General features: G+C 66.0%; 6 protein-coding genes. All 6 read right to left on the bottom strand.

Translation table 11 applies throughout. The features are described 5' to 3' along the window. Positions 1–54 precede the first annotated feature (54 nt). Positions 55–1,248: an elongation factor Tu gene (gene tuf, locus CGL27_RS27715; RefSeq protein ID WP_078642909.1), complete on the bottom strand. Its 1,194-nt coding sequence runs from the start codon at positions 1,246–1,248 to the stop codon at positions 55–57. A 226-nt stretch (positions 1,249–1,474) separates the two neighbouring features. Further along, positions 1,475–3,595 carry an elongation factor G gene (gene fusA, locus CGL27_RS27710; RefSeq protein ID WP_078642908.1) on the bottom strand — a complete coding sequence of 707 codons (2,121 nt, stop codon included), beginning with the start codon at positions 3,593–3,595 and terminating at the stop codon, positions 1,475–1,477. A 38-nt stretch (positions 3,596–3,633) separates the two neighbouring features. After that, positions 3,634–4,104 (bottom strand): 30S ribosomal protein S7, encoded by a 471-nt coding sequence (rpsG, locus tag CGL27_RS27705; protein ID WP_078642907.1) that lies wholly within the window; start codon positions 4,102–4,104, stop codon positions 3,634–3,636. A gap of 2 nt (positions 4,105–4,106) precedes the next feature. Then, entirely contained in the window at positions 4,107–4,478 is a 372-nt protein-coding gene (gene rpsL / locus CGL27_RS27700) for a 30S ribosomal protein S12 (RefSeq protein WP_014054153.1), read from the bottom strand. Positions 4,479–4,855: 377 nt separating this feature from the next. Then, positions 4,856–8,770 (bottom strand): DNA-directed RNA polymerase subunit beta', encoded by a 3,915-nt coding sequence (locus CGL27_RS27695; RefSeq protein WP_078642906.1) that lies wholly within the window; start codon positions 8,768–8,770, stop codon positions 4,856–4,858. Positions 8,771–8,868: 98 nt separating this feature from the next. After that, on the bottom strand, positions 8,869–12,351 hold the full coding sequence (gene rpoB / locus CGL27_RS27690) for a DNA-directed RNA polymerase subunit beta (RefSeq protein WP_078642905.1): 3,483 nt from the start codon (positions 12,349–12,351) through the stop codon (positions 8,869–8,871). Between the last annotated feature and the right edge of the window lie 369 nt (positions 12,352–12,720).

Here is a 12,720-nt window from a genome sequence, read left to right as displayed (position 1 = left end):
AAGAGCCCCACCCGCCAGTGGCGAATGGGGCTCTTTGCTCCGGGGAGCGTCAGGTCACTTGTTGATCTTGGTGACCTGGCCGGCGCCGACGGTCCGGCCACCCTCACGGATGGCGAACTTCAGGCCCTCCTCCATGGCGACCGGCTGGATCAGCGAGACGGACATCTCGGTGTTGTCGCCCGGCATGACCATCTCGGTGCCCTCGGGGAGGGTCACAACGCCCGTCACGTCCGTGGTACGGAAGTAGAACTGCGGACGGTAGTTGTTGAAGAACGGCGTGTGGCGGCCACCCTCGTCCTTGGACAGGATGTACGCCTGGGCCTCGAACTCGGTGTGCGGAGTGACCGAACCCGGCTTGATGATGACCTGGCCGCGCTCGACGTCCTCGCGCTTGATGCCGCGGAGCAGCAGACCGACGTTCTCACCGGCCTGGCCCTCATCGAGCAGCTTGCGGAACATCTCGATACCGGTGACGGTGGTCGAGGTCTTCTCCTGCTTGATGCCGATGATGTCGACGTTCTCGTTGACCTTCAGCACACCGCGCTCGATACGGCCGGTGACGACCGTACCGCGACCGGTGATGGTGAAGACGTCCTCGATCGGCATCAGGAACGGCTTGTCGACGTCGCGCTCGGGCTGCGGGATCGACTCGTCGACGGCCTTCATCAGGTCGAGGACGGACTTGCCCCACTCGGCGTCACCCTCGAGCGCCTTGAGCGCCGAGACCTTGACGACCGGAACGTCGTCGCCCGGGAACTCGTACTCGGAGAGCAGCTCGCGGACCTCGAGCTCGACGAGCTCCAGGATCTCCTCGTCGTCCACCATGTCGGCCTTGTTCAGGGCGACAACGATGTACGGCACGCCGACCTGGCGGGCCAGGAGCACGTGCTCCTTGGTCTGCGGCATCGGGCCGTCGGTGGCGGCGACCACGAGGATGGCGCCGTCCATCTGCGCGGCACCGGTGATCATGTTCTTGATGTAGTCCGCGTGACCGGGGCAGTCAACGTGCGCGTAGTGACGCGACTCGGTCTGGTACTCGACATGCGCGATGGAGATGGTGATACCGCGCTGGCGCTCCTCAGGAGCCTTGTCGATCTGGTCGAAGGCCGAGGCCTCGTTCAGGTCCGGGTACGCGTCGTGCAGCACCTTGGTGATCGCAGCGGTAAGCGTGGTCTTACCGTGGTCGATGTGACCGATGGTGCCGATGTTGACGTGCGGCTTAGTCCGCTCGAACTTCGCCTTCGCCACTGGGGTCCTCCTGTGGAGTGGTTCTGTAACGCATCCACGCTTTGCGGATGGGTTCAGGTTTTCTTACCGAACCGGCCAGGACCCCGAGGGGGATGCCCTTCGCCGTATTCGTCTGGGGGCCGGCGCCAGGGGTCCCGCCGTGGAACGCGGTGGACGCGCTCCACGACGAATGCCCCGATGCCTTGTGCTTCCAGCCTAAAGGGTGAGGAAAGCGGATGAACCCGCCTTACTCGCCCTTGGCCTTCGCGATGATCTCCTCGGCGACGTTCCGCGGAACCTCGGCGTAGGAGTCGAACTGCATGGAGTAGCTGGCGCGGCCGGACGTCTTGCTGCGCAGGTCGCCCACGTAGCCGAACATCTCCGACAGCGGAACCAGGCCGGTGACCAGCTTGGCGCCGCTCCGGTCCTCCATGGACTGGATCTGCCCGCGACGGGAGTTGATGTCGCCGATCACGTCACCCATGTAGTCCTCGGGCGTGGTGACCTCGACCTTCATCATCGGCTCGAGCAGGGCCGGGCTGGCCTTGCGGGCAGCCTCCTTGAAGGCCATCGAACCGGCGATCTTGAACGCCATCTCGGACGAGTCGACCTCGTGGTAGCCACCGTCGAGCAGGGTGACCTTCACACCGGTCAGCGGGTAGCCCGCGAGCACGCCGAACTCCATGGCCTCCTGGCAGCCCGCGTCCACGGACGGGATGTACTCCCGCGGGATGCGGCCACCGGTGACCTTGTTCTCGAACTCGTAGCCGTCGCCCTCGAGCGGCGCCAGCGCGATCTGCACCTTCGCGAACTGGCCGGAACCACCAGTCTGCTTCTTGTGCGTGTAGTCGTACCGCTCGACCGCCTTGCGCAGCGTCTCGCGGTAGGCCACCTGCGGCTTACCGACGTTGGCCTCGACCTTGAACTCGCGGCGCATACGGTCGACCAGCACGTCCAGGTGCAGCTCGCCCATGCCGGAGATGATCGTCTGGCCGGTCTCCTCGTCGGTCTTGACGCGGAAGGACGGGTCCTCCTCGGCAAGCCGCTGGATCGCGACGGCGAGCTTCTCCTGGTCGCCCTTGGACTTCGGCTCGATGGCCACCTCGATGACCGGGGCCGGGAAGTCCATGGACTCCAGGATCACCGGGTTCGACGAATCGGAGAGGGTCTCACCGGTGGTGGTCTGCTTCAGACCCATGACGGCGACGATGTCGCCGGCACCCACCGACTCGATCTCCTCACGCTTGTTCGCGTGCATCCGGTAGATCTTGCCGATGCGCTCCTTCTTGCCCTTGACGGAGTTCAGCACCTGAGTGCCGGCCGTCATGCGGCCCGAGTAGACCCGGATGAAGGTGAGCTTGCCGAGGTGCGGGTCACTCGCGATCTTGAACGCCAGCGCGGACAGCGGCTCGTCCTCGGAGGGACGGCGCTTGATGACCTCGTCGGGGTCCTTGACCGAGTGGCCCTCGATCGCCTCGATGTCGATCGGCGACGGCAGGTAGCGGACCACGGCGTCGAGCAGGGGCTGCACGCCCTTGTTCTTGAACGCGGTGCCACAGAACACCGGAGTGACGGTGGTGCCGTCACCCTTGCCAGAGGCGATGGTGATGCGGCGGATCGCCGCGTAAAGCTGCTCCACGGTGGGCTCCTGGCCCTCCAGGTACAGCTCCATCATCTCTTCGTCGTTCTCGGCGACGGTCTCGAGCAGCTTGCCGCGCCACTCGTCGGCGGCCTCGGTGTGGGTGTCCGGGATGTCGACGGTGTCGTACATCTCGCCCTTGGTCGCCTCGGCGGACCAGACCAGCGCCTTCATGGTGACGAGGTCGACGACGCCCTTGAAGTCGGCCTCGGTGCCGATCGGCAGCTGCATGACGATCGGCACCGCGCCCAGGCGGTCCGTGATCATGTCGACGCAGCGGTGGAACTCGGCACCGGTGCGGTCGAGCTTGTTGACGAAGCAGATACGCGGAACGCCGTAGCGGTCCGCCTGACGCCACACCGTCTCGGACTGCGGCTCCACACCGGCGACGCCATCGAACACGGTCACCGCACCGTCGAGCACGCGCAGCGAACGCTCCACCTCGACGGTGAAGTCGACGTGGCCCGGGGTGTCGATGATGTTGATGGTGTGATCGACGTCCTCAAGCGGCCAGTGACAGGTCGTCGCGGCCGACGTGATCGTGATGCCGCGCTCCTGCTCCTGCTCCATCCAGTCCATGGTGGCAGCGCCGTCGTGAACTTCACCGATCTTGTAGCTCACGCCGGTGTAGAACAGGATCCGCTCGGTGGTGGTCGTCTTGCCCGCGTCGATGTGGGCCATGATCCCGATGTTGCGGACCTTGGCCAGGTCAAGTGAAGTGGTGGCCATATGGCTCAGTCTTCTCTCGGTTCTCGATGGGGTAGCGACTACCAGCGGTAGTGCGCGAAGGCCTTGTTGGACTCGGCCATCTTGTGGGTGTCCTCACGCCGCTTGACGGAGGCGCCCAGACCATTGCTGGCGTCCAGAAGCTCGTTCATGAGCCGCTCGGTCATGGTCTTCTCACGACGGGCGCGCGAGTAGCCCACGAGCCAGCGCAGGGCGAGGGTGGAGGAGCGGCCGGGACGGACCTCGACCGGCACCTGGTAGGTGGCGCCACCGACACGACGGGAGCGGACCTCGAGGGTCGGCTTCACGTTCTCCAGGGCGCGCTTGAGCGTGATGACCGGGTCGTTGCCGGACTTGTCGCGCAGGCCCTCCATGGCGCCGTAGACAATGCGCTCGGCGGTGGAGCGCTTGCCGTTCAGCAGCACCTTGTTGATGAGGGACGTCACCAGAGGAGAGTTGTAAACCGGGTCGATGATGACCGGGCGCTTCGGGGCGGGACCCTTACGAGGCATTCTTACTTCTCCTTCTTGGCGCCGTAGCGGCTGCGAGCCTGCTTGCGGTTCTTGACGCCCTGCGTGTCGAGGGAGCCGCGGATGATCTTGTAACGAACACCCGGCAGGTCCTTCACACGACCGCCGCGCACGAGCACGATGGAGTGCTCCTGCAGGTTGTGCCCCTCACCCGGGACGTAGGCGGTGACCTCGATCCCACTGCTCAGCCGGACACGCGCGACCTTGCGGAGCGCCGAGTTCGGCTTCTTCGGCGTCGTGGTGAACACGCGAGTGCATGTCCCACGGCGCTGCGGCGACCCCGCGAGGGCGGGGGTCTTGTTCTTCTCGACCTTGTCCTGCCGGCCCTTGCGGACCAGCTGCTGGATCGTAGGCACCGTTTCTCCGGTTTCTGTGTGCCGATCTCGATAAAGCTAACCTGAGGCTTCTCCGACCCACGCGGTCGGGTGTGTCGCGCACCGCAGCCCTCTGCGAATGTTCGGAGAGTGCGGATTGTTGGTGTCGACACCTCGGCCCCTCGCATGCTGAGGCACCTCCCCGCCGAAGGCTGGGGGCGCACACGCAAGGACCCGGGCACACCCCAGGCACAAGGTCTGAGCGTACCTACCTCATCGACTTCGGTCAAAACAAATGCAGAGCGCCCCGACACGCCGGAAATGGGCTACTCGACTTTCGCCCCCGGCCGAGCCGTCCGGAAACGCCGTAGGGCGGCCACCCCACCATGGGGGTGACCGCCCTGCGAGCGGATCGGGACCTACTGGTTGTACGGACCGTAGTCGTAGTCCTCCAGCGGAACCGCCTGGCCGGAGCCCGTGCCGAAGGGCGAGTAGTCGATGTCGTCGTAACCGACGGCCGAGTACATCGCGGCCTTCGCCTCCTCGGTCGGCTCGACCCGGATGTTGCGGTAGCGGGACAGGCCCGTACCGGCCGGGATGAGCTTACCGATGATCACGTTCTCCTTGAGGCCGATCAGGGAGTCCGACTTGGCGTTGATCGCCGCGTCGGTGAGCACCCGGGTCGTCTCCTGGAAGGACGCCGCCGACAGCCAGGACTCGGTCGCCAGCGAGGCCTTGGTGATACCCATCAGCTGCGGACGGCCGGAGGCCGGGTGGCCGCCTTCCTGGACCACACGACGGTTCTCCGACTCGAAGCGCGAGCGCTCCACGAGCTCGCCCGGCAGCAGCTCGGCGTCGCCGGACTCGATGATCGTCACCCGGCGCAGCATCTGCCGGATGATGATCTCGATGTGCTTGTCGTGGATCGACACACCCTGCGAGTTGTAGACCTTCTGGACCTCGCCCACCAGGTGCACCTGGACGGCGCGCTGGCCGAGGATGCGCAGCACGTCGTGCGGGTTGACGGCACCCACGGTCAGTGGCTGGCCGACGTCGACGCGGTCGCCCTCGCCCACCAGGAGACGGGCTCGCTTGGAGACGCCGAAGGCGGTCTCGTCGGAGCCGTCGTCCGGGGTGACGACGAGCTTCTTGGTCTTCTCGGTCTCCTCGATCCGGACGCGGCCGGCCGCCTCCGAGATCGGGGCCACACCCTTGGGCGTACGGGCCTCGAAGAGCTCGACGACACGCGGCAGACCCTGGGTGATGTCGTCACCGGCCACACCACCGGTGTGGAAGGTACGCATCGTCAGCTGGGTGCCGGGCTCACCGATGGACTGGGCGGCGATGATGCCGACCGCCTCGCCGATGTCCACCAGCTTGCCGGTCGCCAGCGAGCGGCCGTAGCACATGGCGCAGGTGCCGACGGCGGACTCGCAGGTGAGCACCGAACGGGTCTTGACCGTCTCCACGCCGTGGCGGACCAGCTCGTCGATGAGCACATCGCCCAGGTCGGTGCCGGCCGGGCCCAGGACCTTGCCGTCGACGACGATGTCCTCGGCGAGGCAGCGCGCGTACACGCTGGTCTCGGCGTCCTCCGCCTTGCGCAGCACGCCGTCCGCACCCTTGGACGCGATCACGAGCTTGAGGCCGCGGTCGGTACCGCAGTCCTCCTCGCGGATGATCACGTCCTGGGAGACGTCCACCAGACGTCGGGTCAGGTAACCCGAGTCGGCGGTACGCAGGGCGGTGTCGGCGAGACCCTTACGGGCACCGTGGGTGGAGATGAAGTACTCCAGCACGGAGAGACCCTCACGGAACGACGCCTTGATGGGCCGCGGGATGGTCTCGTTCTTCGCGTTGGACACCAGACCACGCATACCGGCGATCTGACGCATCTGCATCATGTTTCCGCGCGCGCCCGAGTCGACCATCATGAAGATCGGGTTGGTCTTCGGGAAGTTCGCGTTCATCGCCTCGGCGACCTCGTTGGTCGCCTTGGTCCAGATCGCGATCAGTTCCTGAGTGCGCTCGTCCTTGGTGATCAGACCACGCTCGTACTGCTTCTGGACCTTCTCGTCCTGCGCCTCGTAGCCCGTGATGATGGCCTTCTTGGCCTCGGGCACGACGATGTCGGAGATGGCGACGGTGACACCGGAGCGGGTGGCCCAGTGGAAACCGGCCGCCTTCAGGTTGTCCAGCGTCGCCGCGACGATGACCTTGGGGTAGCGCTCGGCGAGGTCGTTGACGATCTCGGAGAGCTGCTTCTTGCCCACCGAGTAGTCGACGAACGGGTAGTCCTCGGGCAGCAGCTCGTTGAAGAGCGCGCGGCCCAGCGTGGTGCGCAGCCGGAAGCTGTCACCAGGCTGCCAGGCCCCTCCCCCGACGCCGTCGTCCCCTGCCTCCGGAACCGGCGGGGTCCAGCCGCGCGGCGGGACGGTGCCGATCGGGAAGCGGATGTCGATCTTCGCCTGGAGCGAGAGCTCCCGGGCGTCGAACGCCATGGTCGCCTCGGCGGCCGAGCCGAAGAACCGGCCCTCGCCCTTGACCTCGCGCTCCTCCTCGTCGGTGGTGAGGAAGAACAGGCCCAGCACCATGTCCTGGGTCGGCATGGTCACCGGCCGGCCGTCGGCCGGCTTCAGGATGTTGTTCGAGGACAGCATCAGGATGCGGGCCTCGGCCTGCGCCTCCGCGGACAGCGGCAGGTGCACGGCCATCTGGTCACCGTCGAAGTCCGCGTTGAACGCGGTGCAGACGAGCGGGTGGATCTGAATGGCCTTGCCCTCGACCAGCTGCGGCTCGAAGGCCTGGATGCCGAGGCGGTGCAGGGTCGGCGCACGGTTCAGCAGCACCGGGTGCTCGGCGATGACCTCTTCGAGCACGTCGTACACGACCGTGCGGCCGCGCTCGACCATGCGCTTGGCCGACTTGATGTTCTGCGCGTGGTTCAGGTCCACCAGGCGCTTCATCACGAACGGCTTGAAGAGCTCCAGCGCCATGGCCTTGGGCAGACCGCACTGGTGCAGCTTGAGCTGCGGGCCGACGACGATGACCGAACGGGCCGAGTAGTCGACACGCTTACCGAGCAGGTTCTGACGGAACCGGCCCTGCTTACCCTTCAGCATGTCGCTGAGGGACTTCAGCGGACGGTTACCGGGCCCGGTCACCGGGCGGCCGCGGCGGCCGTTGTCGAACAGCGCGTCGACGGCCTCCTGCAGCATCCGCTTCTCGTTGTTCACGATGATCTCGGGGGCACCGAGGTCAAGGAGACGCTTGAGGCGGTTGTTCCGGTTGATCACACGGCGGTACAGGTCGTTCAGGTCGGAGGTCGCGAAGCGGCCACCGTCCAGCTGCACCATCGGACGCAGGTCCGGCGGGATCACCGGGACGCAGTCCAGCACCATGCCGTTGGGGCTGTTGCGGGTCTGCAGGAAGGCGGAGACGACCTTGAGGCGCTTGAGCGCACGGGTCTTCTTCTGGCCCTTGCCGGTCCGGATGATCTCGCGGAGCTTCTCGGCCTCCTCGTCGAGGTCGAAGGACTCCAGGCGCTTCTGCAGCGCCGCGGCGCCCATGCCGCCCATGAAGTACGTGCCGAAGCGGTCACGCAGCTCGCGGTAGAGCAGCTCGTCGCCCTCAAGGTCCTGGACCTTGAGGTTCTTGAAGCGGTTCCACACCTCGTCGAGACGGTCGATCTCGCGCTGGGCGCGGTCACGAAGCTGCTTCATCTCGCGCTCGGCGCCCTCGCGCACCTTACGGCGCACATCGGCCTTGGCACCCTCGGCCTCGAGCTCGGCGAGGTCCGCCTCGAGCTTCTTGGCGCGGGCCTCCAGGTCGGCGTCGCGGCGCTGCTCGATCTGCTGACGCTCGACGGAGACATGGGCCTCCAGCGAGGGCAGGTCGCGCGTGCGGCGCTCCTCGTCCACCCACGTGATCATGTAGGCGGCGAAGTAGATGACCTTCTCGAGGTCCTTCGGGGCGAGGTCGAGCAGGTAGCCCAGACGGCTGGGCACGCCCTTGAAGTACCAGATGTGGGTGACGGGAGCGGCCAGCTCAATGTGGCCCATCCGCTCACGGCGCACCTTGGCGCGGGTGACCTCGACGCCACACCGCTCACAGATGATGCCCTTGAACCGGACGCGCTTGTACTTGCCGCAGTAGCACTCCCAGTCCCGGGTCGGACCGAAGATCTTCTCGCAGAAGAGTCCGTCCTTTTCGGGCTTGAGGGTGCGGTAGTTGATGGTCTCCGGCTTCTTGACCTCACCGTGGGACCACTGACGGATGTCGTCAGCGGTGGCGAGGCCGATCCGCAGCTCGTCGAAGAAGTTGACGTCGAGCACTTGTCGTCAATCCCTCTTTCAGGGTCGTGTCTTCGGGTCTGACTGGGGGTCCGGGGAGAGGCCGGGGCTGAGCGTACGTACCGCCCCGGCCAGACCCGTCAGACCTCTTCGACGCTGCTCGGCTCGCGCCGGGACAGGTCGATACCGAGCTCCTCCGCAGCGCGGAAGACGTCCTCATCGGTGTCGCGCATCTCGATGGACATGCCGTCGGACGACAACACCTCCACGTTGAGGCACAGGGACTGCATCTCCTTGATGAGCACCTTGAAGGACTCGGGGATGCCGGGCTCGGGAATGTTCTCGCCCTTGACGATGGCCTCGTAGACCTTCACGCGGCCGGTCACGTCGTCGGACTTGATGGTCAGCAGCTCCTGGAGGGCGTACGCGGCGCCGTAAGCCTCCAGCGCCCACACCTCCATCTCGCCGAAGCGCTGGCCACCGAACTGAGCCTTACCACCCAGCGGCTGCTGGGTGATCATCGAGTACGGACCGGTGGACCGGGCGTGCAGCTTGTCGTCCACCAGGTGGTGCAGCTTGAGGATGTACATGTAGCCGACCGAGATCGGCTCCGGGAACGGCTCACCGGAGCGGCCGTCGAAGAGCCGGGCCTTGCCGGACGACTGGACCAGGCGGTCGCCGTCGCGGTTCGGGATCGTCGAGTCGAAGAGACCGGCGATCTCGTCCTCGCGGGCGCCGTCGAAGACCGGGGTCGCGACGTTGGTGCCGGGCTGGACCTCGTCGGCGCCGATGGCCTGGAGCCGCTGCATCCAGTCCTCGGAGCCTTCGACCTTCCAGCCGCGGGAGGCCAGCCAGCCGAGGTGGATCTCCAGGACCTGTCCCGGGTTCATTCGGGACGGGACACCCAGCGGGTTGAGGATGATGTCGACCGGGGTGCCGTCCTCCAGGAACGGCATGTCCTCGACCGGCAGGATCTTGGAGATGACGCCCTTGTTGCCGTGACGGCCGGCGAGCTTGTCACCGTCGGTGATCTTGCGCTTCTGCGCCACGTAGACACGGACCAGCTGGTTCACGCCCGGCGGCAGCTCGTCGCCCTCTTCGCGGTCGAAGACGCGGACGCCGATGACCTTGCCGATCTCACCGTGCGGCACCTTCAGCGAGGTGTCACGGACCTCACGGGCCTTCTCACCGAAGATCGCGCGCAGCAGCCGCTCCTCCGGGGTCAGCTCGGTCTCACCCTTCGGGGTGACCTTGCCGACCAGGATGTCGCCGGCGACGACCTCGGCACCGATCCGGATGATGCCGCGCTCGTCGAGGTCGGCGAGGACCTCCTCGGAGACGTTCGGGATATCCCGGGTGATCTCCTCGGGGCCGAGCTTGGTGTCCCGGGCGTCGACCTCGTGCTCCTCGATGTGGATCGAGGAGAGGACGTCGTCCTGCACCAGACGCTGGCTGAGGATGATCGCGTCCTCGTAGTTGTGGCCCTCCCACGGCATGAACGCCACCAGGAGGTTCTTGCCGAGCGCCATCTCGCCGTCCTCGGTGGACGGGCCGTCGGCCAGCACCTGGCCGGCGATCACCCGCGCACCCTCGTCCACGACGACCTTCTGGTTGAAGGAGGTGCCCTGGTTGGAGCGGGAGAACTTGGCCACCCGGTAGGTGGTGTAGGTGCCGTCGTCGTTGGCCACCGTCACGTAGTCGGCGGAGACCTCCTGGACGACACCGTCCTTCTCGGCCTTGATGACGTCGCCGGCGTCGACCGCGCAGCGGTACTCCATGCCGGTGCCGACCAGCGGGGACTCCGCCTTGATCAGCGGCACGGCCTGGCGCATCATGTTCGAGCCCATGAGCGCGCGGTTGGCGTCGTCGTGCTCGAGGAAGGGGATCATCGCGGTCGCGACCGACACCATCTGGCGCGGCGAGACGTCCATGTAGTCGACGTCGTCGCCGGGGATGTAGTCGACCTCGCCGCCACGGCGGCGGACCAGGACGCGGTTCTCGGCGAAGCGCAGGTCGTCCGCCAGCGGGGCGTTGGCCTGCGCGATGACGAAGCGGTCCTCTTCATCGGCGGTCAGGTAGTCGACGTCGTCGGTGACGACACCGTCGACGACCTTGCGGTACGGGGTCTCGATGAAACCGAACGCGTTGACCCGGCCGTACGAGGCGAGCGAGCCGATCAGACCGATGTTCGGGCCTTCGGGCGTCTCGATCGGACACATGCGGCCGTAGTGCGACGGGTGCACGTCACGGACCTCGAAGCCCGCCCGCTCACGGGAGAGACCACCGGGGCCGAGCGCGTTCAGACGGCGCTTGTGGGTCAGACCCGACAGCGGGTTCGTCTGGTCCATGAACTGCGACAGCTGGCTGGTGCCGAAGAACTCCTTGATGGAGGCGACGACCGGCCGGATGTTGATCAGGGTCTGCGGCGTGATCGCCTCGACGTCCTGAGTCGTCATGCGCTCACGCACGACGCGCTCCATACGGGCCAGACCCGTGCGGACCTGGTTCTGGATCAGCTCGCCGACGTTACGGATACGGCGGTTGCCGAAGTGGTCGATGTCGTCGGTCTCGACGACCACGGACTGGCCGTTGTCCCCGACGGTCTCGGTCTCACCGGCGTGCAGCTTCACCAGGTACTTGATCGAGGCGATGACGTCCTCGACCGTCAGGACGCCCGCGTCCAGCGGAGCGGCCGAACCCAGCTTCTTGTTGACCTTGTAGCGGCCGACCTTCGCGAGGTCGTAGCGCTTCGGGTTGAAGTAGAGGTTCTCGAGCAGCGTCTGCGCGGCCTCACGCGTGGGGGGCTCGCCCGGACGCAGCTTGCGGTAGATGTCGAGCAGCGCGTCGTCCTGGCCCTGGGTGTGGTCCTTCTCCAGGGTGGCGCGCATCGACTCGTACTCGCCGAACTCCTCCAGGATTTGCTCGGTCGTCCAGCCGAGAGCCTTCAGGAGAACGGTGACGGACTGCTTGCGCTTGCGGTCGATGCGCACGCCGACCATGTCGCGCTTGTCGATCTCCATCTCCAGCCAGGCACCCCGGGAGGGGATGACCTTGACGGAGAAGATGTCCTTGTCGGACGTCTTGTCGATGGAGGAGTCGAAGTAGACACCCGGCGAGCGGACCAGCTGCGAGACGACGACACGCTCGGTGCCGTTGATGCAGAAGGTGCCCTTGTCGGTCATGAGCGGGAAGTCGCCCATGAAGACCGTCTGGGACTTGATCTCGCCGGTCTCGTTGTTGGTGAACTCGGCCGTGACGAAGAGCGGAGCTGCGTAGGTGAAGTCACGCTCCTTGCACTCGTCGATCGAGTTCTTCGGCGGCTCGAAACGGTGATCACGGAAAGTCAGGGACATCGACCCGGAGAAGTCCTCGATCGGGGAGATCTCCTCGAAGATCTCTTCCAGACCGGACTTGGTGGGGACGTCCTGACCGCTGTCCAGCGCAGCCTCGACGCGAGCCTTCCAGGCGGCATTGCCGAGCAGCCAATCGAAGCTCTCGGTCTGCAGCGCGAGGAGGTTCGGAACCTCGAGAGGCTCCCTGATCTTCGCAAAGGAGATGCGCAGCGGGGCAGTGCTGGCGCCATTGTTCGTATTGGCAGTCGAGGCGTTGCGCGAGGCGGCCAAGAGGGGGTCCTTCCGAGGGCTCGGACTCACTACGCGCGTACCGGTCCTACCGAGAGCCCATGGATGAAATCCCTGGTCAGGGTGTTTCCATCAGTAGTGCTCGAAGGTAGGTATGCCCCTGGTGACGGGCAGGGAGCAGCTAACAGGCAGCGCAAAGGGTCAGTGTAGCCACTTGGCACACTGATGTCCAGCGCCGAGTTCCTGAGACCGGCAGTGCCAATCTCTCCCTCCGGTGAGGGGCACGCCCCTCGTTGTCTTCATCCGCCCTGTCGGCAGCCCGCGCGCTCGATGCGCATACCGATACTGCCCGCTTCGCCGACGATCCATGCCTCGGACTTTTGGATCGATGTGGCGTCGCGTCCTGAGAAT

The organism is Streptomyces sp. 11-1-2 (assembly GCF_003595545.1).
Classification (GTDB): Bacteria; Actinomycetota; Actinomycetes; order Streptomycetales; family Streptomycetaceae; genus Streptomyces; species Streptomyces hygroscopicus_B.
Note: the sequence above shows the minus strand (reverse complement) of the source record. Positions and strands in the feature narration are given on the sequence as shown.